This is a genomic window from Thermostichus sp. MS-CIW-15, assembly GCF_054060575.1.
The window spans coordinates 81516-103730 of record NZ_JBSSDI010000002.1 but is presented as its reverse complement, the minus strand read 5'-3'; the positions used below and the strand labels follow the sequence as shown (position 1 = coordinate 103730).

The following is a 22215-nucleotide window of genomic DNA, read 5'->3' as shown; positions in this document are numbered from 1 at the left end:
CAGGCTGATGACCCCCTATGCCCTTCAGGCCGGCAGGGAGGCGCTGCAGCAGGGCCGTTTCCAAGAAGCCATCCAACTGCTGGAGGCCTACTTGGCGCAGTCTCGCCAGCGGGGCGAAGCAGGCGCATCCGACAGCCAAGCCCTGGAGGCCCAGATGAACCTGGTGCGGGCCTACCATCAGTTGGGCGAGACGGAGAAGGCGCGGGCGCTTTGTCTGGAACTGCTGCAGCACCCGGATCCGCAGGCGCGAGGCTGGGCCCAAAAAATCCTGCCCCGCCTGCCCCAAACGGTGGAAAAACCCGCTGCTTCCCCACCCTCCCCAGAGCCAGCTCCTGAGGCTCAGCCGCTCTCCAGCCGCCAACGGGCCGGTCAATTGGGCCTGAAGATCCCCCTGCCGGAGCGGGCCGGCCCTCTGCGCTGGGCCAAGTGGGGATCCCTGGGGGTGGGCATTCTGTTCCTCTGGTGGCTGAGTTTTGTGCTGGTGGGCGCTCACCTGGATTTCGGACGGCTGAGTTTTCCGCGGCAGCTTTGGTTTTTGCAGGGGTTGCTGCCCTGGCTGCGCAATGGCCTGCGCTGGTTGGTAGCCGGCAGCCTGGCGGTCAACTTTGGCGTCGGCCTTTTGTTTTTTGCCCCCTGGCTGATGGATCACCTGCACCGGCGGCTGCACAAGCTGCGCTGGGCCACCTTGGGGGAAATCGAGCGCCACAGTCCCGAGACTGCCCGTCTGCTGCAGCGCCTCTGCGCCCAAAAACAGCTAAAACTGCCTCGGCTGGGGGTGATCCCGGAAGGGGGGCCGCTGGCTTTTGTCTATGGCACGCTTCCCGACGGCGGCCGCATCGTGGTCACCCAGGCCCTGTTGCAGCAGCTTGCCCCGGATGAGATTGCCGCCGTCTATGCCCAAGCCCTGGGGCGCATCCTCAACGGCGACATCTTGATCCTGACCCTACTGGGATCCCCCGTTCAACTGGTTTACTTGGCCCTGGAGCAGGTGAGCCAACTGGCAAACAAGCGGCGGGATCTGATCGGGCATGTGGCTCCGCTGCTCTACCTGATCTACACGGTGCTCTCCTATCCCCTGTTTTTCCTCTGTCGCCTCGGCACCTACCACGCCGACCATTTTGCAGTGGAAGCGACGGGCAATCCCAACGGTCTGATGGCCGCTCTGCTCAAAGCGGCTGCCGGCCTGCAGGAGGCCCACAAAAACGACCGCCGCCCCTCTTCGCTGCTGCACTGCACCCGCCTCTTCAGCTTCTTGGACTTCAAAACCACCGCCGCCGCCAGTGCCGCCAGCCGCCTGCGGGATCCCGCCCAAGCCGGCCAAGTCTTTCTCTGGGATCAGCTCAACCCCTGGGCCCGCTGGATGCAGGTCAACTCCAGCCATCCGTTGCTGGGGCACCGCTTCCAGGTCTTGGCGGGGTATGCCCAACGGCTGCGCCTGCTGCCAGAGTTGAGCCTGGGATCCGGACCCAAGTTGGATGGGGCCCGTCTGCAAAGCCGCTTCTGGCTGGATCTGGCTATCTATGCTGCCGAAGTGAGCGGGATGGTAATTGGCTGGCTCCTGGGGCTGATCCTCTATCTGGCGCTGCCAGATCGCCTCGATCCCAAGGTGATTGCGGCAACAGCGGTGGTGGGCTATGGCCTGGGCCTGGGATCCAAGGCGGTCTTGATGTACCGCGGATCCCTGTCGCCCCAGCCGACCGATGTGCTGCACTTGCTGGCCGATCCCGAGGCGGATCCCTGCCGCAGCCAGCCGGTGGAGTTGGAGGGGGAATTGGTGGGGCTGGGACAGGCTGGCTACCAACTGGGGGCAGAGCTGAAGCTGCAAGATGCCACTGGGCTGATGCCGCTGCGCTTCACCTCTCCCCTGGGGCCGGTGGGCAATGTCTTTTCCGGCCTGAAGCGGCTCCGCGCCCTCATGGGTCAGCGCGTCAAGGTGGTGGGCTGGTTCCGCCGCGGCAACACCGCCTGGGTGGATCTGGCCTACGTCCAGGCGGGATCCCAGCAGCTCCACAGCCGTCCCCGCCTGTGGCTGGCGTTGTTCGGCCTGGGAGTCGTCTTGTTCGGCGTCTGGGGGGCCTTCTCTTTTCCCAACCTGCGCTTCTACCTGCGACGGTAGGAGCCGACCGCTAGCGGCGAGAGGCCGTCAACTGCGCCTTGCGCAGCCGCACCGACTTCGGTGTAACCTCCACCAGCTCGTCCTCGCCGATGTACTCCAGCGCCCGCTCCAGGTTCATCTCCACCGGCGCCTGCAAATGCACCAGCTCCTCCCCGCCGGCAGCGCGGTGGTTGGTCAGTTGCTTAGTTTTACAGACGTTCAACTCCAAGTCCTGCGGCCGGTTGTGCTCGCCCACGATCATGCCCTTGTAAACGCGGGTACCTGGCGTAATAAAGAACACCCCTCGGTCTTCCGCATTTTTCAGGGCATAGGTGGTGGCCACCCCCTCTTCAAAGGCGATCAGCACGCCGTTGCGGCGGGTCTCGATCCCCGGCGTCAGGGGACGGTACTCCAAAAAGCTGTGGCTCATGATCCCCTCGCCGCGGGTAATGCGGATGAACTCGCTGCGGAAGCCGATCAGCCCTCGGGCCGGGATGACAAACTCCAACTGGGCCCGTCCGTCCGCGCCTACCATCATGTTCTGCATCTCTCCCCGCCGCTGCCCCAGCCGTTCAATGCAGGCGCCCACCGTGGATTCCGGCACATCCAGCACCAAGCACTCGTAGGGCTCGTAGGGCTGGCCATTTACCTCGCGGAAGATCACCTTCGGCTGCCCCACCTGAAACTCGTAGCCCTCCCGCCGCATGGTCTCCAGCAAAATGCCCAGGTGCAGCTCGCCCCGCCCGGAGACCAAAAAGCAATCGGGGGAGTCGGTTTCTTCCACCCGCAGCGCCACGTTGGTTTCTAGCTCCCGCAGCAGGCGCTCCCGCAATTGCCGCGAAGTAACAAAGGTGCCCTCCTGGCCGGCAAAGGGAGAGTCGTTGACGCAGATCATCACCTGCAACGTCGGCTCGTCCACCTTAATGAGCGGCAGGGCCTGCGGGTTTTCGGGAGAGGTGAGGGTGTAGCCGATGTTGGCCTCGGCAAACCCCGCCACGGCGACGATATGGCCGGCAGTAGCCTCGGTCAGCTCAACACGCTGCAAGCCCTGGAAGCCAAACAGCTTGGTTACCTTGCCCTTGGCAATCGACCCATCTTCTTTGACCACCGCCAACTGATCCCCAAGGCGGATGGTGCCGTTGTGGATCTTGCCGATCACGATCCGGCCCAAGTACTCCGAGTACTCCAGCGTGGTGACCTGTAGTTGCAGCGGCTTGGCCGGATCCCCAATCGGCGGTGGGACATGCTTGAGGATGGCTTCAAAGAGGGGCTTCATGTCCAAGGGGCCGCTGTACCTCCCTTCCAAAAAGGCTTTCAGGTCGGCTTCTTCCAGGGCAAAGCCCTGCAGCCCCGAGGCAAAGAGGTAAGGGAAATCGCACTGGTCTTCGTCTGCCCCCAGCTCCAAAAACAGATCCAGAACCTTGTCGACAACTTTGTAGGGCTCGGCGCGAGGGCGGTCGATTTTGTTGACCACTACGAGCGGGCGCAGGCCTTTTTCCAACGCCTTGCGCAGCACAAAGCGGGTTTGCGGCATCGGGCCTTCGTTGGCGTCCACAACCAACAGACAGCCCTCCACCATGCCCAGCACCCGCTCCACCTCCCCGCCGAAGTCGGCGTGGCCGGGGGTATCGACAATGTTGATCAGGGTTTCGCCGTAGCGGACGGCTGTATTTTTGGCCAGGATGGTGATGCCCCGCTCCCGCTCCAGCGTGTTGCAGTCCAGCACGCAGGCGGGAATGTCCTCTCCCTCGCGGAAGGTGCCCGCCTGGCGCAACAGGGCGTCCACAAGTGTGGTTTTGCCGTGGTCGACGTGGGCGATGATGGCGACGTTGCGGATGGGGAGTGACATAAATAATCAACCCATAAAGTATTGCCCTACAGGGGAGTTTGCCCTAGGGCTGTCTCTATAACTGTAGCGCAAAGAAGCGTTACATTAAGAGATAACAAAGAAACAAGCCGAACTCCCTGGTCGATGCCGACAGGGGCTGGTCAGGGGGTTCTGTCAACTGCGCCGGCAACCAGCCTGGCTCGCCTACATATCGGCGCCGCGCAGGTAAAGCAGCAGAATGACCGCTGGCCCTGCCAGGACGATCAAGGCCAACAGCAGCAACTGCACAAACACTTCGTACTGTCCGAACATGCCCCCAACTCCCAGCGCTTACGTTTTGTATCCTAAGGGCAGCTCTCCCCCTGAGATGAGAGAGCTGTTACAATTCTTCAACACCTGACCCCACTTCACCCCCTGGGGATCCCTAGCGCTCCTGCTGCGCCTGAAACGGCATTGGATCGAGGTTAAACAGCTCCTGCAGAATTTGCATAGCCCTGCGCCGCGCCTCGATGTCCCGCTGGGCCCGCAGTTGCACCATGGGATCATGCAGGATCTTGTTGACAATGCCGCGGGTGAGCGCCTCAATGACCTCCAGGTGCTTTTCGGCGAAGTCTTTGCCCAGGCGGGAGAGGGCTTTTTCCATCTCCTGCTCGCGGATGGACTCCACCTTGTGGCGCAGGCTGGAAATGGTGGGCACCGTCTCCAAGGAGCGCCACCACTCCATAAACTGTTCTACTTCTTCTTCCACCAAGGCTTCGGCGGCCAGGGCCAGCTTTTGCCGTTGGGCGCGGTTTTCTTCCACGATACGGGAGAGGTGATCCACGTTGAACACCTGTACCCCTCTTAGCTTTTCCACGCCGGGATCGATGTTGCGGGGCACCGAGATGTCCACCAACAGCAGCGGCTGATCCGGCTGCAGCACCCCCGCCAGTTGCTCGTAGGTGAGGATGGGCTGGGTGGCGCCGGTGCTGGTGAAGACCAGGTTGGACTCCGCTATGCTACTCAGCAGCGACTCCCAAGGCAATACTTGAATTGGCTGCTCAAATTGCTTGGCCAGCGCTTCTGCCCGCTCCAAGGAGCGGTTGACCACGGTGATATCCACCGCCCCTTTGGCCAAGAGGTGCTGCACCAACAGGCGAGCCATTTTCCCCGCCCCCACCACGGTCACCTTGCCCTGAGAAAGGGATCCCTGCTCCTGCAAGGCCAACTCCACCGCTGCCGAGCTGATGGACATGGCGCCAGTGCCGATCCCCGTCTCGGTGCGGATGCGCTTGCCGGCGGTGATGGCCGCCTTGAAGAGGCGGTTGAGGATGCGATCCATGCCGTTGCAGGCCTGGCCCAGTTGCTGCGCTTTTTTCACTTGCGACAGGATCTGCCCTTCCCCTAATACCAAGCTGTCCAGCCCGGCGGCCACCCGCATCAGGTGCGTCACCGCATCCTGGTAGAGCAGCGTAAACAGGTGCGGGCGCAGTTGGGGCAGCGGGATCCCTTTCGCCTCGGCCAAGAACTGCATCGTCTGTCGGACACCACTTTCCATTTCTGGAGTGACGATGTAGACCTCCAGCCGGTTACAGGTGCTGAGGATCGCCGCTTCCTCAATGTGGGGGTGGGCACGGAGCTGCTGGATCCGCTCCCCCACCTCGGCCTCGGGAATGCTGAGGCGCTCCCGGATCTCCACAGGAGCTGTGCGATGGCTAAGACCGACAACCGCGATAAACATGCCTCTCCGTCGTCTGTACAGCAACAGTTATTAAAAACAGAAACTATGAACAAAAGCAAACTCACCTAGCTAGGACAAGGAAGGCAAGACCGATGTCAAGGGATTGCCTTGTCTCGGCTGCAGCAAGCTTAGGTAACTTTTCTCAGCCTACCTAAACCCTAAGAACAGTATCGAGCCGGTTTTGCAGGATTTTGCTGAAGAGTTATTACGTTTTTTCGGGCGACTGACTGATAGATTTCTTAACTTCCCAAAGGACAAGAGCGACCTTCGCCAGAGGAAAGCCGCCCTTGCCGAGGGAGATGTCGGGCCGGGGATCCGTCAGCGCAGTTGCAGGCTGCGGGGCTGTTGGCCGTCTTTCATATGGATGGTATCCACAAAGCGCACCGTGCGCGACTGGCTGGAGATCACCAAGGTCTCGGTGCGTGCCCCGCCGCCGAAGAAACGCACCCCGCGCATCAGGTCGCCATCAGTAATCCCGGTGGCCGCAAAGAGGACTTCCTTGCCGCTGGCTAGCTCTTCGCATTCCCACACCTTGTCGGGATCCTCGATGCCCTGTTCTTTCAGTTGCCGTCGTGTCTCTTCCACCGGCGGCAGGTAGGTGCCCGCCTGCACCACCTCGGGGTCGTAGATCAGCCGACCTTGGAAGTGGGCGCCGAGGCAGCGCAGCGCCGCCGCCGAGATCACCCCCTCTGGGGCTGCCCCGATCCCCATCAGGGCGTGGATGCCGGTGCCGTTGAAGCCTGCCGAGAGGGCCGCCGAGATGTCGCCGTCGGTAATCAGCTTTACCCGCGCCCCCGCCTCCCGGATTTGGCGAATGAGATCGACGTGGCGCTTGCGGTCCATGACCACCACCGTCAGATCGGAGACCTCCCGATCCAGGCTTTCGGCGATAATCTGAAGATTCTTTTCCGGCGGATAGTCGAGATGTACCTTGCCCTTGGCCTGGGGCGGAGCCGCCAGCTTCTGCATGTAGATGTCCGGCGCGTGCAGAAGGCCGCCTTTTTCGGAGATGGCCAGCACCGCCATGGAGCCGTTTTGGCCCTTGGCCACCAGGTTGGTGCCTTCGCAGGGATCCACGGCAATATCGATTTCCACCAGCTCTTCCACGCGGCAGAACTGCTCGGCGTCCGGGCGCGTACAGATGCCCACCTCTTCCCCGATGTAGAGCATGGGGGCCTCATCGCGGGTTCCCTCCCCAATGACGATGCGGCCGCGCATGGGGATCTGGTTCAGTTTCTCCCGCATGGCCTCGACGGCCACCTGATCGGCGGTCTTGTTGTCGCCTTTGCCCATCCAACGGGCGGCGGCGATGGCAGCCTGCTCCACCACTTCGATGATCTCTAGCCCCAACTTGTTGTCCACGGCGTGCCCCCTTGGTATGTCGGAACGATGAAGGCCAATTAAGGATATCTTCAGACTCTTCCCCTCAGTTTACCAGGCGGGCTTCTTCTCGGGATCCCCTTGCCTCAGCTTTCATAAGCTGAGAAAACAAATCGGCCAAAGTCAAGCAGAAAGAGCGATCCCCGTCTTGCTCGTTGGCTATTGTCGGCTGGGGATCAAGAGTGATAGCCTGGCTTAAAGCCAATAATTTTTTCTTAAGGCGATTAAAAAAAACGCAATGAAAAGATACGTTTTCGTCAACCGTTCTCAGCAGGTTCAGGTCATCCGAACAATTCCCGGCCACTGGGAGCGCACCCTCTTCCCCGGCCAGTATGCCATTTTCGAGGCAGAGCCGGACGACTACCTGGAGGTTTATAGCTGCTGCTGTTCTACCACCATTTTGGAAGAGCGCCACCCCTGCCGCCGTTTGTTGGACTCCTCACTGCCTGAGGCTGACCCCCACCTGGACAGGCTGGCAGATGCAGTGAACGGATGAATCAGCTTGGGGATCCCGGCTCCTGAGGCCGAGCCTCGGTTTCCTCGCAGGGCAGCTCGGCAGAGGGGGCATCGGGAGGACGGGTGAGGCAACTGCCTCGCGCGGCGTCGCGAAAGGTATCGATGCGCTCCACGCAATTGTGATAGCCACAGTAGGGGCAATAGAGGCGATCCCCTGGCTGGGGCTCCACCACCGCCGGCAGCGGTCACAACAGAAGTGGTAGAGAAACTCCAGCGCCACCCTCATGGCAACCGACTCCCTGACCTGGCAGAGCCGAAAAACGGAAAGAAATGGGGATCCCCTGGATCGCGGCGCTCCAGCTTAGCCAGCCAGTAAGACAAAGTCATTATGAGTATGGTATGTTAGGTTTAGTTTACATTTGTACTTTACCGTAAGGAGCGTCGACTGATGTCTCAGGAAGGATGTCTGCGGGTGGGGCAGCCCGCTCCCGATTTTTCGGCCACTGCCGTTTACGACATGGAATTTAAGACGGTGAGGCTCTCCGACTACCGGGGCAAGAAGTACGTGGTGCTGTTCTTCTACCCCTTGGACTTCACCTTCGTCTGCCCGACGGAGATCACGGCTTTCAGCGATCGCTACGACGAGTTTGCCAAGCTGGACACGGAGATCCTCGGCGTCTCGGTGGATAGCGAGTACTCTCACCTGGCCTGGATTCAGACCGACCGCAAAGCCGGAGGGGTGGGCGAGCTGAGGTATCCGCTGGTCTCCGACCTGAAAAAGGAGATCAGCGCTGCCTACAATGTCCTGGATCCGGCGGCAGGGGTGGCTTTGCGCGGCCTGTTCATCATCGACAAGGAAGGGATCATCCAGCACGCCACCATCAACAACCTGGCCTTTGGCCGCAGCGTGGATGAAACCCTGCGCACCCTGCAGGCCATCCAGTACGTGCAAGCTCACCCCGATGAAGTTTGCCCGGCTAACTGGCAGCCCGGCCAGAGAACCCTGAACCCCGACCCGGTGAAATCCAAGGAGTTCTTCGCGGCGGTTGCCAAGTAGGCTTGTCCAGGCCCTGTCAGGGATCCCGGGTTTTGACACTCCCCCGCCTGAAGGCGGGGGATTCTCACGTAGTCCATAAACGGACTCGTAAAGGCGCTGTCAAGACACCTCTAGACAGTTCCGTGTAGGTATGCTTTGCTGGAGCTTTTTTTTAGCAAAAGGCAGCCCGACAAAGGATCCGACTCTTCTCAACATGACCTTCCCCCTCCCCTCTCCCTCGGGGAGAGGGGCCGGGGGTGAGGGCTAACAGCGCCGAACCCTTTCAAACCGGTTGCCAGTGGAGACGAACAAATGTGGAGACGAACAAATAAAGATCCCCTGGGCTGGCCAGGGGATCAGAAAGACAAAGGTCGCCGGAATTAGTCCCAGGGTTTCCCGTTGGTGAATTTGTAGGTAACCGGCTCTTTGTTCTTGCCGATGTTGTGATCCACCTTGCCGACGGGCTGGCGCCCCTCGTTGACCTTCTCGGGAAAGACACCATCCTTGGGATGCACCAGTTCCGGCTGTCCACCCGCCGGGATGCGGAAGATCTGGTAGTCCTTGATCTTGAACTCGGAGATCAACTGAGCGCCGAGCGCCAGGCACTGCTCTTTGCGGGCGAAGGTGAGGTAGTTTTTGCCCTCCACCATCTCGGCGGCGCCGCCGGTGGGCATTTCAAACACTTGCCCCGGCTTGCCTGTCCAGGTGATCACATATTTTTCTTCGGTTTCGGCTGCGCTCAACAGCCCTCCGGTGGATCCCCCGAATAGGGGCAACTTTGCCCCCTGACGGGGATCGCCTTCCATCACAGCCATAGCCTACCTTCTCGTCGTCGTTTGCGTTGTTGGGCCGCGCTTGGGGTTGAGGCGCGGAGCACTTTGAATGTACCATCGGCCCGATTTTTGACCCCAGATCTGCCGGCGAACTGTAATTTTTCGTAGCAGATCCAGCTCTGGCGCGGGCGGATCCCGGCTTACTCTCTGAGCCACCATAGAAGCAGGCGGCAGAGCCCCACGTTTGCAACAGGAACGACGCCCATGGCCCAGTGGTCCCTCCATCCCAGTTCCCAGTCCAACGCCAGGGTTGTCCTCATTCCCACTGCCTTTGGCCCAGATACGCAGGCGCCGCTGGCCATCCTCAACGCCGGTGCTGAGCTGTGTGCTTTTGAGCCGCGGTTGGGGATCAATGTGGATGAGATAGCAGTGGCGCAGTTGCCGGGGCTGGTGGATGAGCCGCCCTATGGCATGTGTGAGGCGGCGGTTATTCAGGCTTGGCGACGACAACAGTGGCCGGTGCTGTTGCCTTCGGTCTTGGCGGCCAGTTGGGGAGCCATTCGTGCCCTTTGGAAGCACTACCTCGCCCTGAGTGTGGTGCATTGCAGCGCCCATGCCAACCTGATGCCGCCCGAGGAGATGACCCAGCCGGAGCAAGACATGGGCTATGGCAACGCTGCCTGGGTGGAGTTGCTCTACCAGCATAGGCTGCCGGTGGTGCATGTGGGGCTGCGCAGCGGCAGTGCCCGCGCCTACGCCTGGCTGAAAAACCACGCCAGCCCGATCTTTTGGGCCCAGGATGGCTGGGATCCGCAGCAGGTGGTGGAGGCTTTGCCGGAGCAGCCGGTGTTTTTGGTGGTGGACTGCAGTGTGCTGGATCCCTCTTTGGCGCCGGCGGTGCACCACCCGGAGCCGGGGGGGCTGAGTTGGTTTCAACTGTTAACAACCTGTGAGGCCATCTTCGCCGCCCGCCCTGTGATCGGCCTTTCCTTGGGAGGAGTGGCGGTGGGAGCGGCGACGCGGCCAACCGCCCGCGTGGTGGCCCGCCTGCTCAATTGGCTGCTGGCCTGCTACGGCCTCTACTCCCTGAAGCTGGCCCCCAACCCCGCTACGCTCGAACGGCCCGAAAATAGATCGCGAACCTCTTGAGCCCGGCTTATGAAGGCTTTCTACCGGCAGGTGCTTTTTCCGAGGTTGCTGGATTGGGCTCTGGCCAGCGAGCGTCTGGAGAGCTATCGGCGGCAGCTTCTGGCCCAGGTGCGGGGAGCGGTCTTGGAGATCGGCTTTGGCACCGGCCTCAACCTGGCCTGCTACCCAGAGCACATTCAAAAAATTACAGTGGCAGATCCCAACCCCGGCATGGGATCCCTGGCCCGCCGCCGCATCGCGGCTTCCTCCATCGCCGTCGATTGGCTGGTGGCGGACGCCCAAGAGCTGCCTTTTTCGAACCAGAGTTTTGACAGCGTGGTCAGCACCTGGACCCTGTGTAGCATCCCCGATTTGGCCAAGGCTTTGGGGGAAATCCGGCGGGTGCTGCGGGTGGGGGGCAAGCTGTTTTTTCTCGAGCACGGCCTCAGCCCGGATCCCCAGGTGCAAAGCTGGCAAAGGCGTCTCAACCCTATCCAGAGGGCGATCGGAGATGGCTGCAACCTAGACCGAGATATGGCTGGCCCTGGCAACCGTTAGCCTGCCCTCAACTAGCTCTTTGATTGGCGTTCTCCCCCCTTTCATCCCCCGTATACGGGGGGAAAGGGGAAGAGCGGGATCTGCGCCGCCAAGGTTTCGGTCAAGACTCCGCTAGACTAAAACCTGTACCTGGCAATTCCCACCTTCTATGGGCGATCCTCTCACCCCTCAAGTTAGCGAGCGCATCTGCAAGCACATGAACGAAGACCACGCCGATGCCGTGGCCCTCTACGCCAGGGTCTTCGGCCAGGTGGAAGGAGTGGTCCAGGCCCGTATGGAGGCCATCGACGCGGAAGGAATGGACTTACAGGTGGAGGTGGATGGGGCTGTGCGGAAGCTGCGCATCCCCTTTGATCACCCTCTCAAAGATTCTGAAGATGCCCACCACACCCTGATTGCCATGCTCAAACAAGCCCGTGCCCAGCTCAGGCAGGCCGCCGGTTAGCCACAAGTTAACGGGTTTGGATCCCGCCCAGGCTAGCAGGAAAGCAGGCAGCTAGCTGGCCTGCTGCAGGAGCAAATCCAGCTTGCCCTGGGCCTCAAGGGCGTAGAGGTCGTCGCAGCCGCCGATGTGCTGGTTGTTGATGAAAATCTGGGGCACGGAGCGGCGCCCGTTGGCCCGCTTGGCCATCTCCGCCCGCGCCGCCTCATCTCCATCGATGGCGTATTCGATGTACTTCACCCCTTTGCGATCCAACAGTTGCTTGGCGCGGATGCAGAAGGGACAAAAACGCCACGTGTAGATCTCAACGGCCATAGGGAGATAACCAACACTTTCACACACTTTTACATAGCTTAACATTTCTCCGAGGCCGGGATCCCTTAGTTGGCCTCCTTCCAGTTGTGGCCAATTTGAATGTCCACCACCAGCGGTATGGAAAGGGGCACTGCCTCTTCCATTTCTCTTTGAATGAGGGGCCGTAAGTCCTGCCATTCGGAGGGCTCTACTTCAAACACCAGCTCGTCGTGAACCTGCAAAAGCAAACGCGAGCGAAAATGCTGCAGCTTTTCCTGCAAGCGCACCATGGCCACTTTGATGATGTCTGAGGCGGATCCCTGGATGGGGGCGTTCACGGCAGCCCGCAGCTCGGCCTGTTTGCGATGGCCGGATAGCTGAGACAAATTGGGAAAATAGCGACGGCGGCCTAAAAGGGTTTCCACATAGCCGTGCTTTTCCACAAAGGCTTCGGTGGCGCGGAGATAGGCAAAAACGCCGGCGTAGCGCTCGTTAAATCGCCGCAAAAATTCCTTCGCCTCCGCTAGAGAGACGCCGGCAGTGCGGGCAAAACGCTGCGCCCCCATGCCGTAGATCACCCCATAGTTAATCGTCTTGGCCAGGCGGCGTTCTTCGCTGGTTACTTCTTGTTTTTCAAAGAGCAAGCGAGCGGTAAGGGTGTGCACATCTTCCCCTGAGCGAAAGCCCTCGATGAGCGTTGGCTCTTGGCTGAGGTGGGCCAAGATGCGCAGCTCAATTTGCGAGTAGTCAGCCGAGGCCAATAGCCACCCCTCCTGGGGAATGAAGGCCTGGCGAATGCGGCGGCTAAACTCGCTGCGGATGGGGATGTTTTGCAGGTTGGGGTTAGAGGAGCTGAGTCGGCCAGTAGCGGTAACAGTCTGGTTGAAGTTGGTGTGCACCCTACCCGTATCGCGTCTTACCAGAGCCGGCAGCGCGTCCACATAGGTGGATTTGAGCTTGGCCAGGGTGCGGTACTGGAGAATGGTTTCAATGACTGGGTGATCCCCTTCCAGCTTTTCCAAAACCGAGGCGTCGGTGGAGTAGCCGGTGGCCGTCTTGCGAGTTTTGCGGACATCTAGCTTGAGCTTTTCAAAGAGCAGGGATCCCAGTTGTTTGGGAGAGTTGAGGTTAAACACCTCGCCTGCTTGAGCATAGGCTTTCTGCTCTAGACTGTGTAGCTCTTTTTCCAGCTCCTGGGAAAACTGCCGAAGAAACTCAGTGTCGATGCGGATGCCGACCCACTCCATTTCTTCCAAAACGTGAGCCAAGGGCAGCTCCACCTGGATAAAAAGATTCCAGAGGCGTGGGTCAGTTTGCTTTAGCTTTTCGGTGAGGATGGGCACCAAACGATAGGCGCAGTAGGCGTCGGTTCCGCAATATTCTGCCACTTTGGCAATGGGCAGATCGGCAATGGAGTCTGCTTTGCCCAGCAGCTTTTCATAGCTGGTGGTGGGTAAATTTAGATAGGTAGCTGCCAAATCAGCCAAGTTGTGGCTAGCTTCTGGATTGAGCACATAGCTAGCCAACATGGGATCAAATTGGATCCCTTGCAGGCGGATGCTATGGGCGCGAAAAATGCTGAGATCATACTTGCAGTTTTGCAGGCTTTTGGGCCGATTGGGATCCTCCCAAATGGGCTGTAGGCTCTGTTTGACTAGGTTCCAGTCCAAGTTGGATCCCTGGCGGTGGCCAATGGGCAAATAGGCAACATCCCGCTCTGACCAGCAGCAGCCAATCCCCACCAGTTGGGCGTCGCGGGGATCCAGACTCGTAGTTTCTGTGTCCCAGGCTACGATCCCGGAACAGGCCAACAGCTCCTGCCGCAACAGCTCCAATTTCTCCGCTGTATCCACGATGCACACTGCTGGCAAAGAGGGAGCGGGAGCAGCGGGAAAATCAAACCAAAGAGCCTCGTCGTAGGTAGAGCCATCCTTTGAAGTTGTCCTTGCTTGAGAGGCTTGGGCTGGGATCCCGCCCAAAGTGGCCTGCAGTTGGCGCACTTGAGCAATGAAACTGCGAAACTCCAATTTCTCCAGCAGCGGCAGCACTTCCTCTGGGTCAAACCCAGTTAACCTCATGCTCTCCCAGTCAGGCGAAAGGGGGACATCGCAGTGAATTCGAGCCAGAAATTGGGAGTGCTGGGCTGCTGGGATCCCTTCCCTGAGGTACTGCTGGATTTTGCCAGGGATCTCCCCCAGATGGTTGAAAATCTCCTCCAGACTGCCATAGCGCTGCAAGAGCTCCGCCGCTCGCTTGGGGCCGATCCCCTTGACACCGGGAATGTTGTCGGAAGGGTCACCGCAGAGGGCTTTGTAGTCGACCACCTGCCAAGGCCAGATGCCGAGTTTCTCTTTGACCTCTTGGGGGCCAAATTCGCTGACGCGATCTTTGCTGTTGAGGTGCAAAACCCGAATCCTTCCCTCGCGGTCAATGAGTTGAAACAGATCCTGGTCGCCGCTTAAGATCTGCACCCGATACTCTTGGGGGGCAAGCCTGCAGAGCGTACCCAGAACGTCGTCAGCCTCAAAGCCGGGCACTGCCAAAATCGGAATGCGCAGCGCCGCCAACACCTGCTGGAGGTTCTCCACATCCTCAACGAACTCCGGCGGTGTTTCCGGACGGCCTGCTTTGTAGGTTTCATCCGCCTCGTGGCGAAAGGTGGGCTGCCGGGTATCAAAGGCAACAGCTACATGGGTGGGGGGGTATTTCTCCAAGACCTCCAGCAGCGATTTCAAAAAGCCAAAGCTGACACTGGTCGGGATCCCCGTGGAGGTGCGCAAGCCCCCCTCGCGGCTGTAGGCAAAGGCATAAAAAGAGCGGTAGGCCAGGGAGTGGCCATCGACCAAGAGCAGCCTCGGAGGGTGGGAAGCCATCGGCCAAGACCAACAACTGAGTCCAGCCTATCGTTTGCTGCCCCCTAGGGCCGCCAGGGAAACTGGCGAAAGTTGGGAGGACGCTTCTCCAAAAAAGCGCGTCTGCCCTCGGCAGCTTCCTCGGTCATGTAATACAGGAGCGTCGCGTCTCCCGCCAGCTCCTGCAGTCCCATCTGGCCGTCGCAATCGGCGTTGAAAGCAGCCTTGAGGCAGCGGATGGCCAGAGGACTGTGTTGGAGGATCTCCCGCGCCCAGCGGATCCCTTCTGCCTCTAGTTCCTCCACGGGCACCACCGCATTGACCAGGCCCATCTCCAGCGCCTGGGCGGCTGTGTACTGGCGGCAGAGAAACCAGATTTCGCGCGCTTTCTTCTGCCCCACCACCCGCGCCAGGTAGCTGGCCCCAAAGCCGCCGTCGAAGCTGCCCACGCGAGGCCCGGTCTGGCCAAAGATGGCGTTGTCGGCGGCAATGGTGAGATCGCAGAGGAGATGCAAAACATGGCCTCCCCCAATGGCGTAGCCGGCCACTAGGGCAATCACCACCTTGGGCAAGGAGCGGATGAGGCGCTGCAGATCCAGCACATTGAGGCGCGGGATCCCCGCCTCGTCCAGGTAGCCGGCCTCTCCCCGCACGCTCTGATCCCCGCCGGCGCAGAAGGCATATTTTCCGTCCGTGTGGGGCCCGGCGCCCGTCAAGAGCACGACTCCAATCTTGGGATCCTCCCGCGCATCTACAAAGGCATCGATCATCTCGGCAACGGTCTTGGGGCGGAAGGCGTTGCGCTTGTGGGGGCGGTTGATGGTGATCTTGGCAATGCCGTCGGTCTTCTCGTAGAGGATGTCTTCGTAGAGCTTGGCCGTCTGCCACATGGTGTCCAGCGTCCCAACTGCCCTCCCATTATCCCGCTAGGGGACAGTCTGCAGGAGGGATCCCACCAGCCCTTCCAGGGTGTACTCCTGGGCCACCACATCTACCCGCCCCAAGATCTGCCTGCAGGTTGCCGCCGTTTTGGGGCCGATGGCCGCAATCTGCACCGGCGGATCCCAGACCTCAGGGCCTAGCCCTGCCTGGCGTAGGAGATGGGCAAAATGCTGCACCGTTTTGGAGCTGGCAAAGGTGAGGATATCCACCTGGCGATCTTTGAGAGCCTCCACCACCTGGGGATCCGCCGCTGTCGGACAGGCCGACTGGTAGGCGGCCACCTCCACCACCTCGGCTCCGCGTTGCCGCAGCCCCTGCACCAGCTCCTCCCGTCCTCCGGATTCGACGCGGGGAAAGAGGATGCGCTGCCCCTGCACCGGCTCTGGCCAAATGGGCAGCAGGGCCTCGGCCACAAACTCAGAGGGCATCAGATCCGGGCGGATGCCGTACTGGGCCAGCACCGCCGCCGTTTTGGATCCCACCACCGCCACCTGTAGGGAGTGGAGCGCCCGGCTGTCTCGCCCCTGCTGCTGCAGCCGCTCGAAGAAAGCCTGCACCCCATTGGCCGAAGTCAGCAGCAGCCAGTCGAACTGTTGCAAGTTGGCAATGGCCGCGTCCAAGGGATCCCAACTGCTAGGCGGCTGGATGACCAGGGCAGGCATTTCCAGCACCCGCGCCCCCTGAGCCTGCAGCAGCTCGCGCAGAGCCGGCGACTGCCCTTCGGAACGGGTGACAAGAACGGTCTTGCCTGCCAAAGGAGCCGGTGGCGGCAACGGTGGGATCCCCGGCCCAAACTCCTGCCGCAGCCGCACCACCTCGCCCACCACCAGCAGGCCGGGCAACTTCTCCCCAGCTTCTGGCCCTTCCCCCTGTTGCAGCTCTGCCAGGGTGCCCACCCAAACCTGCTGCTCCGCCTGCCCCGCCCCCCAGATCAAGGCCACGGCTCGCTGCGGTGGGATCCCTGCTGCCATCAACTGGGCCGCAATCTGCTGCCGCTGCCGGGATCCCATCAAAATAACCAACGTATCCAACTGGGCCAGGGCGCTCCAGGGCAGGGCCTCCAGCTCGTGGGCCGTCAGCACGGCAAAGGCGCGGCTCAAGTGCTTGTCCGTCAGGGGGATCCCCGCCCACAGGGGGCCGGCCAAGGCCGAAGATAGACCTGGCCAGATCTCAAACGGACAGCCTGCCTCCCGCAGGGCCTGCACTTCCTCACGGGCGCGGCCAAAGATCAAGGGATCCCCCGCCTTGAGGTGAACCACCTGCTTGCCCTCGCGGCAGCGCTGGATGAGCCAGCGAAGGCCCTCCTGCAAACCCGCTGCTCCTGAACGTCGCCACACCTGCGCTTGGGCGGGGAGCTCCGCCAACAAGCGCTCGTCCACCAGCTCGTCCACCCAGACTGCCTCGGCCCGCCGCAGGATCTCCAACGCCCCTTGCGTCAGGCCCGCCCGCCCGCCCAGCCCCGCGCCCACCAGATACACCTTGCCCATGCCGCACCCCTTATCTTGCCCTCTACCTGTTGATCCTGCCGCAAAAGCGGGATCCCGCTCCCCTCTCCCTCTGGGAGAGGGGCTGGGGGTGAGGGTCCTCAGGGAGAGGGGTTGGGGCCACTTGGGCCAAGCTGAGGCAAAAACCGCCTGCCTGCGAGATACTGAAAGCGTTGCAGCCTGAGGATCCCTGCCCATGTCTGGTGTAACTCCAGAGCCTTGGCCGCGGCGGCGTTTTTTGGCCAGTGGAGCTGCTCTGCTAGCAGTAGGAGCGGGCTCCCGCCCCTCTTCGGCCAGATCCCGGCCCTTGCGACTGGTCACCAACTGGTACGCCCAGGCCGAACACGGCGGCTTCTACCAGGCCCTGGCCCTAGGCATCTACGCCGACTACGGTCTGCAGGTGGAAATCCGCATGGGGGGAACGGCGGTTAACGTGCTGCAACTGCTAGCCGGGGGAGCGGCAGATTTTGTGCTCGGCGGCAGCCCCGACGCTCTGGCGGCTCTGCAAGCTGGGATCCCTGTTCTCACCGTGGCCGCCTTTTTCCAGAAGGATCCCCAGTGTCTTTTGGCCCATCCGGGGGTGGGCATCGAGCGCCTAGAAGACCTGCGGGGCAAGCCCATCTGGGTCTCTCCAGGGGCCAACCTCACCTACTGGCCTTTCTTGCGGGCCAAATTTGGCTTTACCGACGAGCAGAAGCGCCCCTACAACCTCAGCCTCACGCCCTTCTTGCTGGACAAGTCTTCTGCCCAGCAGGGCTATGTGACCTCCGAGCCCTTCCGCGTGCGCCAGGAGGGGGGCTTTGATCCCGTCGTTTTTCTGCTGGCCGACTACGGCTATTCCCCCTACGCCACCACCCTGGAGACCACCCGCCCCTTTGCCGAACAGCACCCGGAGCAGGTGCGAAAATTTGTAGCTGCCTCCATCCAGGGCTGGCAGAGCTACCTAGAGGATCCCCGCCCCGGCAACCGCCTCATCCGCCAGGACAACCCCAACATGAGCGAGGCCCTTCTGGCCTATGCCCACCAAGCCCTGCAAGACTACAACCTCCTCACCGGCGGCGACGCCGCCACCCTGGGGATCGGCGCCATGACCCACCAGCGCTGGCAGACCTATTTTCAGGAAATGGTTGCCCTGGGAATTGTCGAAGCTGGCCTGAATGTCCGCCAGGCCTACAGCCTCGACTTTCTCCCCGGCCCCACCGCCTGAGGGATCCCACCTCCCTCCATCACCGCCAAGCTCTGCAGCCGCGGCGATCCCTGCATCCCCAGCTCATGGCGCCGGTGCATTTGGTTTGTCAGCAAGTAGGCCAAAGGTGGGTGGCCGCTCAGCCGTTGGCGGGGGTGGGGCAGATGGTCGTTGCCGAACTGGTGGCGGTATTCCTCAGAGTCGATAAAGGCATTGACCATGGCCTGCAAGCCCTGGTGCACCAAAATGTCGTGGTAGGTGGCCACCTCAGCTTTGCTGGCCGGGGCCCGCCCCAAAAAGTGCTTGAAACCCTGCTCCACACAGCGGGTGTTGCAGCCGGCACTGAAAAAGAGTTGCCGGTAGAGCCGGGATCCCCCAATCTGGCGAACCAAGCGCTTAATCCCGATCCGCCCCCGCAAGAAGTCCTGCTCGATTTTCTCCAGCTCTCCTGTTTTCTCGTGCTGGTAGGGCTGGCGTTCCAAAAGCTGTTGGTAGGCAGCCCGCAACAGGTTTTGCAACGTTTGCGGATCCCGCTGGCGTGGTTCCATGGCAATAGCTCCCAATCGACAGAACTGACAAAAACAGACAAAACGAGGGGCTACTTTAAAGAAATGGCCAAGAGAGTAGCGAATGGCTCAATACGCTTTTACGGCAAACTTCAGCACATCCTTCTGTAACAAAATTGCCAATAAAAGACCGTGAAGGTTCTACTTAAGATTTACCTTGCCGACAGAACGACCGGGGGAGATCTGCGATAAATATTTACGAAAGGGTTGTCATTTTCTCCAATTTACGTGATTTCACTTTGTAACTTTCTAGCCGATAAAAAAAATTCCGTGTTTATTCGTAGTTAAGTATTATGACACTTCCATAAGTATTATGACACTTCCATCCAGAATAACCTGCTCCAGATAGATCCAGAATATAAGTTAAGTAAAGAATGCAGTCTCTCCCAGGGTCACAGGTGCAGGGCTCATCATTTGAAGTGCTCTGGTGAAGTGCTCTGGTTTGATTGACTGGGGACTCAGGTGTTGCCGTAGACCTGCAGAAGGACTGCAGGGAAGGGAGTTAATTGTTGTGATTTGTTTGCGTTGCTTATGCAGTAGATCTTGCCCGCCGGGGTTTCTTGCCTGCCCTTAGCGTTTGGATCCCATCTATGGTTAAACAAATCCGGCTAGAGCCTTTATCTCGTGTCTCGGAGGTCGATACCTACAGCAATCTTCTGTCGGCCATTTTGTCGGAGGAGCTGCAGGTTTCGCGGGAATGTAACGGTCGCGGCCTCTGCGCCACCTGTCATGTTTACGTCAAAGAGGGAATGGAAAGCCTCACTCCCATCACCCCCCGCGAGGCGAAAACCCTGGAGACAATCACCAGCGCCCGCAGCAATTCCCGGCTGGCCTGTCAGGCGCGGGTGGTGGCCGATGGCGTGGTGGTGGAGCTGCCGCCGGGGATGTACGTGAACTCGCTGAGGGATATCGAAGTGCTCATCGGTCGGCGGGCCGAACAAGACCTGCTGCACCCACGGACGGGGAAGGTTTTGGTGGAGCAGGGCAAGATCATCACTCGCTCTACTGTTAAGCAGCTAGAAAATGAGGACTTCCGCATCATTGGCAATACGCTGGCCCAAACTCGGGAAGTTTGATGGATTGTCGATATTCAGGGATCCCTTGGGCTCGGCAGGTGTTGTTTTATAAACAATCAAAAAAAGAGTTGAACAATGTTGGATCCCTCAGATAGCTGACCAAGTTTATCGAATGCTTAGCCATTCATTTTGTTGACTCATTGGCATTATCTGGCCCAGTTGATCCCTACAAATCCCACCAAAATCCTGTTGCTTTGCAATCTAAAATTATCCATTTTTTATCAGGAGAGCACCATGGTCACCACTCCATCTCGACCGGATCCCCGTCCTGCAGTCACCCTGCCTGTGGGCCGCGACAAGCATGCCCACTACAGTTACCGCGATTTCTTCCGCTTCAACCGAGATCAGGGCACGATCATCGACTGGAACAACACGCAAAATCTCCTGCTCAGCGAAGACTTTATTGTGGGCCTGCAAACAGGCTTGGAACGGGAGGTGGGGGATGCTTCGGCGGCGGTGATGTACACGATTGGCAGAGATTGGGGCATCCGCGATGCCAAGCACTTCTCCGAGTGGTACGAGCGGGAGTATGGGATTGGCGTAAAACAGTCCAACCTTTTGTTTTTGCTGGAGACTTGGTGGTGGCCTTTTACGGCTCAGGGCTGGGGCAAGTGGGAGGTGGAAACCGAATCCAAACAAAAAGGCTTCCTGTTTATCAACTTGTTTGACTCGATGGTGGCTCGCACCCTAGGGGATGTGGGCAAGCCGGTTTGCCATCTCTATGCCGGTTTGTTTGCCGGATTTTTCACCGCCATGACCTCGCGAGAACTGGGCTGCATTGAGATCCAGTGCTACGCCATGGGGGAAACCTACTGCAAATTCCTGTTGGGCGGGCAAGAACGCATTGATGCCGCCAATTTTTGGATCACCGAAGGGGCCAGCGCCCGCGAGATCGAGCAGCGTTTGCACCAGTTGTGAGGCTTGCTTGTGGCTTTTGAAGGCTCTCTGGGATCCCTCGACACTTTGGAGAAACGCCCATGGTCACCTTCAACTTAGACACCGATCTGGACTTAACCCAGCCGCTGGCGGTCTTTTTGCAGGGGTTGAACTGGGATAATCGACCCCCAGCCAAGGCTCCCTTTGCTCAAGAGCCGCCGCCGCAGTCCCCCATGCTTTTTGCCCAATCGGTGGGACAGTTTTTTGCCGGCTTCAATTGGTCGGGCATCTGCCCACGCTCAGAGCCGCTGCCGGAATTGCCGGCAGAGGATCCCTTTACCCTTGAGGATTTTGCCGCTTTGTTTGGCGGAGCTTTGCTCTAGCTCTGGTTTGTTCAGGGCTCTCAGTTGTGCTCTCTCGATTCGTGCTCTAAGGAGACTTCACCCATGGATGACCTTCACTCTTGGCCGGAGCGCATTGCCGAGCGAGAAGGGGATTACTTAACACCCGACGATCTGCAAGACCTGATTCGCTACTCTCTCTCTTTTCAAGAACGGCTGGAGCTCTACCAAGTCTTACAACAGCAAGAGCTGACCTGGATCCAAAAGGTTTTGCAACAGCAGGGGCACAGCGGTGGAACAGAGTCCCCTCTGACACCATCTCAGCGCCTCTTGGCTCGTCAATTGGCCTTTTGTTTGCGCTCCCTGGGCCTGAGTCTGTTGCTGGGGGATCCCACCCCTCTGCAGCAGGGGACCCTTGGCGCGATGGAACAGTATTTGGGGCTGCCGCAGGCGCTGGATCAACTAGGTGCAGTGGTGCAGGGATCCCTGTCAGCAGAGCAATGGGAACTGCTTGCCCCCTACTGGCAACTCCTGCGGGCTACTGGGGATCCCTCTTCTGCCCCTTTGCCTAAAGCCAAGGCAGAAGGGGCCTCGGAACCGGCACCTACCCTGATGGAAATGTTCGCGTAAGACCAGCCAACGGAGGCTCCCGATGATGCTGATGAATTCAAGCGTGGCCGAGCTGATGCAGCAAAGCGAGGGTCGCTATCTGCGCCCAGATGAGTTGAAAACCCTACACGCCTACGTGGAAGGGATCCCCAAACGAGTCCGCCTGTATCAAGTCCTGCAGGCCAAGGAGCAGGAGCTGGTGGATTGGGTGATGGAAAAGTTCCAACAGATGATGCCGAATTTGCCCCGCCAGCATGGTCACCTGGCCTGGGAGCGCTGCCGCCGGGATCTGAGCATGGTGTGGCGCTACTGCTGCATGGCCATGCTGCTCAACGACGAAGACTACCTGAGGGATAAATTGCTCTACTGGCTGGAGACGATCCTGAAATCGTTCAAGATGCGCGACCAATGCCAGCCTGCCTACAAGTTAATGCTCGACTCCCTGACCTACATCTTTGGGGCAGAAGAGAGCGAGATGATCCGCCCTTATCTGCTTTTGGCCAAATCCATGCTGGTTAACTGAGTCCATTCGCCCTCAATCTATTCACCAAAGTTCCCTGCGCCCTCCGATAG

Annotated in this window: 23 protein-coding genes; 12 read left to right on the top strand and 11 right to left on the bottom strand. The window is 59.8% G+C overall.

Going from position 1 to position 22215, the window contains the following annotated elements; translation table 11 throughout:
* The first annotated feature begins 7 nt into the window (after positions 1 to 7).
* Positions 8 to 2116 carry a M48 family metalloprotease gene (locus tag ACVW0R_RS01250; protein WP_457501511.1) on the top strand — a complete coding sequence of 703 codons (2109 nt, stop codon included), beginning with the start codon at positions 8 to 10 and terminating at the stop codon, positions 2114 to 2116.
* A 10-nt stretch (positions 2117 to 2126) separates the two neighbouring features.
* Here ACVW0R_RS01250 and typA read toward each other — a convergent pair whose 3' ends face one another.
* From typA to glpX, 4 genes are all read right to left on the bottom strand, one after another.
* The gene (gene typA / locus ACVW0R_RS01245) at positions 2127 to 3944 is read right to left on the bottom strand and encodes a translational GTPase TypA (RefSeq protein WP_011429449.1); all 1818 of its coding nucleotides are present in this window, start codon (positions 3942 to 3944) and stop codon (positions 2127 to 2129) included.
* 183 nt (positions 3945 to 4127) lie between these two features.
* Positions 4128 to 4235 carry a photosystem II reaction center protein Ycf12/Psb30 gene (psb30, locus tag ACVW0R_RS01240; RefSeq protein WP_011429448.1) on the bottom strand — a complete coding sequence of 36 codons (108 nt, stop codon included), beginning with the start codon at positions 4233 to 4235 and terminating at the stop codon, positions 4128 to 4130.
* Positions 4236 to 4347: 112 nt separating this feature from the next.
* On the bottom strand, positions 4348 to 5643 hold the full coding sequence (locus ACVW0R_RS01235; protein ID WP_011429447.1) for a glutamyl-tRNA reductase: 1296 nt from the start codon (positions 5641 to 5643) through the stop codon (positions 4348 to 4350).
* A gap of 318 nt (positions 5644 to 5961) precedes the next feature.
* Positions 5962 to 7005 carry a class II fructose-bisphosphatase gene (gene glpX / locus ACVW0R_RS01230; protein ID WP_011429446.1) on the bottom strand — a complete coding sequence of 348 codons (1044 nt, stop codon included), beginning with the start codon at positions 7003 to 7005 and terminating at the stop codon, positions 5962 to 5964.
* Positions 7006 to 7261: 256 nt separating this feature from the next.
* On the opposite strand from glpX, the gene ACVW0R_RS01225 reads away from it, so the two are divergent.
* Complete coding sequence (locus ACVW0R_RS01225; RefSeq protein ID WP_011429444.1) at positions 7262 to 7519, top strand: DUF1830 domain-containing protein; 258 nt, start codon at positions 7262 to 7264, stop codon at positions 7517 to 7519.
* Between the two features lies 1 nt (position 7520).
* Here ACVW0R_RS01225 and ACVW0R_RS01220 read toward each other — a convergent pair whose 3' ends face one another.
* A complete protein-coding gene (locus ACVW0R_RS01220) occupies positions 7521 to 7712 on the bottom strand; it encodes a hypothetical protein (RefSeq protein WP_414346927.1) in 192 nt (63 codons plus the stop codon).
* Between the two features lie 215 nt (positions 7713 to 7927).
* Here ACVW0R_RS01220 and ACVW0R_RS01215 point away from each other — a divergent pair, with 215 nt between their 5' ends.
* Complete coding sequence (locus tag ACVW0R_RS01215; protein WP_011429441.1) at positions 7928 to 8536, top strand: peroxiredoxin; 609 nt, start codon at positions 7928 to 7930, stop codon at positions 8534 to 8536.
* Between the two features lie 359 nt (positions 8537 to 8895).
* Here ACVW0R_RS01215 and ACVW0R_RS01210 read toward each other — a convergent pair whose 3' ends face one another.
* Positions 8896 to 9321 (bottom strand): photosystem I reaction center subunit II PsaD, encoded by a 426-nt coding sequence (locus ACVW0R_RS01210; protein WP_041438839.1) that lies wholly within the window; start codon positions 9319 to 9321, stop codon positions 8896 to 8898.
* A 231-nt stretch (positions 9322 to 9552) separates the two neighbouring features.
* Here ACVW0R_RS01210 and ACVW0R_RS01205 point away from each other — a divergent pair, with 231 nt between their 5' ends.
* The 3 genes from ACVW0R_RS01205 (at position 9553) to ACVW0R_RS01195 (ending at position 11419) form a co-directional block, all read left to right on the top strand.
* Entirely contained in the window at positions 9553 to 10437 is an 885-nt protein-coding gene (locus tag ACVW0R_RS01205) for an arginase family protein (protein ID WP_011429439.1), read from the top strand.
* Between the two features lie 9 nt (positions 10438 to 10446).
* Positions 10447 to 10974 carry a class I SAM-dependent methyltransferase gene (locus tag ACVW0R_RS01200; RefSeq protein WP_011429438.1) on the top strand — a complete coding sequence of 176 codons (528 nt, stop codon included), beginning with the start codon at positions 10447 to 10449 and terminating at the stop codon, positions 10972 to 10974.
* Positions 10975 to 11122: 148 nt separating this feature from the next.
* Entirely contained in the window at positions 11123 to 11419 is a 297-nt protein-coding gene (locus ACVW0R_RS01195; RefSeq protein WP_011429437.1) for a DUF2470 domain-containing protein, read from the top strand.
* A gap of 51 nt (positions 11420 to 11470) precedes the next feature.
* On the opposite strand, the gene grxC is transcribed toward ACVW0R_RS01195, so the two are convergent.
* The 4 genes from grxC to cobA all read right to left on the bottom strand — a co-directional run bounded on the left by grxC (position 11471) and on the right by cobA (position 16991).
* Positions 11471 to 11731, bottom strand: coding sequence for a glutaredoxin 3 (gene grxC / locus ACVW0R_RS01190; RefSeq protein WP_011429436.1), 261 nt, complete (start codon positions 11729 to 11731; stop codon positions 11471 to 11473).
* 65 nt (positions 11732 to 11796) lie between these two features.
* Positions 11797 to 14583 carry a DNA polymerase I gene (polA, locus tag ACVW0R_RS01185; RefSeq protein ID WP_457501510.1) on the bottom strand — a complete coding sequence of 929 codons (2787 nt, stop codon included), beginning with the start codon at positions 14581 to 14583 and terminating at the stop codon, positions 11797 to 11799.
* Between the two features lie 44 nt (positions 14584 to 14627).
* Positions 14628 to 15461 carry a 1,4-dihydroxy-2-naphthoyl-CoA synthase gene (gene menB / locus ACVW0R_RS01180; protein ID WP_099834661.1) on the bottom strand — a complete coding sequence of 278 codons (834 nt, stop codon included), beginning with the start codon at positions 15459 to 15461 and terminating at the stop codon, positions 14628 to 14630.
* Between the two features lie 27 nt (positions 15462 to 15488).
* Positions 15489 to 16991, bottom strand: a complete 1503-nt coding sequence (gene cobA / locus ACVW0R_RS01175) for a uroporphyrinogen-III C-methyltransferase (protein WP_457501509.1) — start codon at positions 16989 to 16991, stop codon at positions 15489 to 15491.
* A 193-nt stretch (positions 16992 to 17184) separates the two neighbouring features.
* Between cobA and ACVW0R_RS01170 the strand changes: the two genes are divergently transcribed.
* Entirely contained in the window at positions 17185 to 18195 is a 1011-nt protein-coding gene (locus ACVW0R_RS01170) for an ABC transporter substrate-binding protein (protein ID WP_457501508.1), read from the top strand.
* Here the strand turns inward: ACVW0R_RS01170 and ACVW0R_RS01165 are convergent.
* On the bottom strand, positions 18159 to 18722 hold the full coding sequence (locus ACVW0R_RS01165) for a phycobilisome rod-core linker polypeptide (protein ID WP_457501507.1): 564 nt from the start codon (positions 18720 to 18722) through the stop codon (positions 18159 to 18161). The two genes, ACVW0R_RS01170 and ACVW0R_RS01165, sit on opposite strands and share 37 nt — an antisense overlap.
* A 608-nt stretch (positions 18723 to 19330) precedes the next feature.
* On the opposite strand from ACVW0R_RS01165, the gene ACVW0R_RS01160 reads away from it, so the two are divergent.
* The 5 genes from ACVW0R_RS01160 to ACVW0R_RS01140 all read left to right on the top strand — a co-directional run bounded on the left by ACVW0R_RS01160 (position 19331) and on the right by ACVW0R_RS01140 (position 22165).
* Positions 19331 to 19816: a 2Fe-2S iron-sulfur cluster-binding protein gene (locus ACVW0R_RS01160; protein ID WP_457501506.1), complete on the top strand. Its 486-nt coding sequence runs from the start codon at positions 19331 to 19333 to the stop codon at positions 19814 to 19816.
* 234 nt (positions 19817 to 20050) lie between these two features.
* The gene (locus tag ACVW0R_RS01155; RefSeq protein ID WP_457390878.1) at positions 20051 to 20734 is read left to right on the top strand and encodes a V4R domain-containing protein; all 684 of its coding nucleotides are present in this window, start codon (positions 20051 to 20053) and stop codon (positions 20732 to 20734) included.
* A 59-nt stretch (positions 20735 to 20793) separates the two neighbouring features.
* Positions 20794 to 21075, top strand: coding sequence for a hypothetical protein (locus ACVW0R_RS01150; RefSeq protein WP_414331880.1), 282 nt, complete (start codon positions 20794 to 20796; stop codon positions 21073 to 21075).
* A gap of 63 nt (positions 21076 to 21138) precedes the next feature.
* Positions 21139 to 21663, top strand: coding sequence for a hypothetical protein (locus tag ACVW0R_RS01145; RefSeq protein ID WP_457501505.1), 525 nt, complete (start codon positions 21139 to 21141; stop codon positions 21661 to 21663).
* Positions 21664 to 21694: 31 nt separating this feature from the next.
* A complete protein-coding gene (locus ACVW0R_RS01140) occupies positions 21695 to 22165 on the top strand; it encodes a phycobilisome protein (protein WP_457501504.1) in 471 nt (156 codons plus the stop codon).
* Positions 22166 to 22215 lie beyond the last annotated feature (50 nt).

What these genes read in the sequence shown, in the direction of transcription:
- ACVW0R_RS01195 (WP_011429437.1), top strand. Translation starts at nt 11,123, where the DNA reads ATGGGCGATCCTCTCACCCCTCAAGTTAGCGAGCGCATCTGCAAGCAC.
- ACVW0R_RS01165 (WP_457501507.1), bottom strand. Translation starts at nt 18,722, where the DNA reads ATGGAACCACGCCAGCGGGATCCGCAAACGTTGCAAAACCTGTTGCGG.
- ACVW0R_RS01225 (WP_011429444.1), top strand. Translation starts at nt 7,262, where the DNA reads ATGAAAAGATACGTTTTCGTCAACCGTTCTCAGCAGGTTCAGGTCATC.
- ACVW0R_RS01235 (WP_011429447.1), bottom strand. Translation starts at nt 5,643, where the DNA reads ATGTTTATCGCGGTTGTCGGTCTTAGCCATCGCACAGCTCCTGTGGAG.
- ACVW0R_RS01210 (WP_041438839.1), bottom strand. Translation starts at nt 9,321, where the DNA reads ATGGAAGGCGATCCCCGTCAGGGGGCAAAGTTGCCCCTATTCGGGGGA.
- ACVW0R_RS01145 (WP_457501505.1), top strand. Translation starts at nt 21,139, where the DNA reads ATGGATGACCTTCACTCTTGGCCGGAGCGCATTGCCGAGCGAGAAGGG.
- polA (WP_457501510.1), bottom strand. Translation starts at nt 14,583, where the DNA reads ATGGCTTCCCACCCTCCGAGGCTGCTCTTGGTCGATGGCCACTCCCTG.
- ACVW0R_RS01150 (WP_414331880.1), top strand. Translation starts at nt 20,794, where the DNA reads ATGGTCACCTTCAACTTAGACACCGATCTGGACTTAACCCAGCCGCTG.
- psb30 (WP_011429448.1), bottom strand. Translation starts at nt 4,235, where the DNA reads ATGTTCGGACAGTACGAAGTGTTTGTGCAGTTGCTGCTGTTGGCCTTG.
- ACVW0R_RS01140 (WP_457501504.1), top strand. Translation starts at nt 21,695, where the DNA reads ATGAATTCAAGCGTGGCCGAGCTGATGCAGCAAAGCGAGGGTCGCTAT.
- typA (WP_011429449.1), bottom strand. Translation starts at nt 3,944, where the DNA reads ATGTCACTCCCCATCCGCAACGTCGCCATCATCGCCCACGTCGACCAC.
- ACVW0R_RS01250 (WP_457501511.1), top strand. Translation starts at nt 8, where the DNA reads ATGACCCCCTATGCCCTTCAGGCCGGCAGGGAGGCGCTGCAGCAGGGC.
- ACVW0R_RS01155 (WP_457390878.1), top strand. Translation starts at nt 20,051, where the DNA reads ATGGTCACCACTCCATCTCGACCGGATCCCCGTCCTGCAGTCACCCTG.
- grxC (WP_011429436.1), bottom strand. Translation starts at nt 11,731, where the DNA reads ATGGCCGTTGAGATCTACACGTGGCGTTTTTGTCCCTTCTGCATCCGC.
- ACVW0R_RS01205 (WP_011429439.1), top strand. Translation starts at nt 9,553, where the DNA reads ATGGCCCAGTGGTCCCTCCATCCCAGTTCCCAGTCCAACGCCAGGGTT.
- ACVW0R_RS01200 (WP_011429438.1), top strand. Translation starts at nt 10,447, where the DNA reads ATGAAGGCTTTCTACCGGCAGGTGCTTTTTCCGAGGTTGCTGGATTGG.
- ACVW0R_RS01170 (WP_457501508.1), top strand. Translation starts at nt 17,185, where the DNA reads ATGTCTGGTGTAACTCCAGAGCCTTGGCCGCGGCGGCGTTTTTTGGCC.
- cobA (WP_457501509.1), bottom strand. Translation starts at nt 16,991, where the DNA reads ATGGGCAAGGTGTATCTGGTGGGCGCGGGGCTGGGCGGGCGGGCGGGC.
- ACVW0R_RS01215 (WP_011429441.1), top strand. Translation starts at nt 7,928, where the DNA reads ATGTCTCAGGAAGGATGTCTGCGGGTGGGGCAGCCCGCTCCCGATTTT.
- ACVW0R_RS01160 (WP_457501506.1), top strand. Translation starts at nt 19,331, where the DNA reads ATGGTTAAACAAATCCGGCTAGAGCCTTTATCTCGTGTCTCGGAGGTC.